At 62.2% G+C, this 465-nt stretch carries 1 pseudogene; it reads right to left on the reverse strand.

Annotated elements, in window-relative coordinates:
- Window positions 1-465 (reverse strand): annotated as a pseudogene (locus tag CKW40_RS42460) (toprim domain-containing protein); the annotation flags it as partial.

Here is a 465-nt window from a genome sequence, read left to right on the forward strand (position 1 = left end):
GTTGAACGCCGTCATGGCGCGCGTGCCGTTGATACCGACGAGCCAATCGGCCTCGGAACGGCAGCGCGCGGCGTCCGCTAGCGGCATCATGTCTTCGTTGCTGCGCAGCTTGCCAAAGCCATCACGGATGGATTGCGGCGTCATCGACTGGAGCCACAGTCGCTTTACCGGCAGCTTGGTGTTTGCATGTTGCGCGATCAGGCGGAAGATCAACGCGCCTTCGCGCCCCGCGTCACATGCGTTGATCAGACTGGTCACGTCCTTGCGCTTGATCAGGCGCGTCAGCACCTTCAGGCGCGACTCGGACTTGGCGATCGGGCGCAGATCAAAGTGCGGCGGGATCACGGGCAGGTGAGCGAAGCTCCATTTACCGCGCTTGACTTCGTATTCATCCGGCGCGGCAATCTCGACCAGGTGGCCAACCGCCGAGGAGAGGACGTAGTCGTCGCTCTCAAAGTACTCGTC

Origin of the sequence: Mesorhizobium carmichaelinearum (genome assembly GCF_900199455.1) — a bacterium.
In the GTDB taxonomy this organism is placed as follows: domain Bacteria; phylum Pseudomonadota; class Alphaproteobacteria; order Rhizobiales; family Rhizobiaceae; genus Mesorhizobium; species Mesorhizobium carmichaelinearum.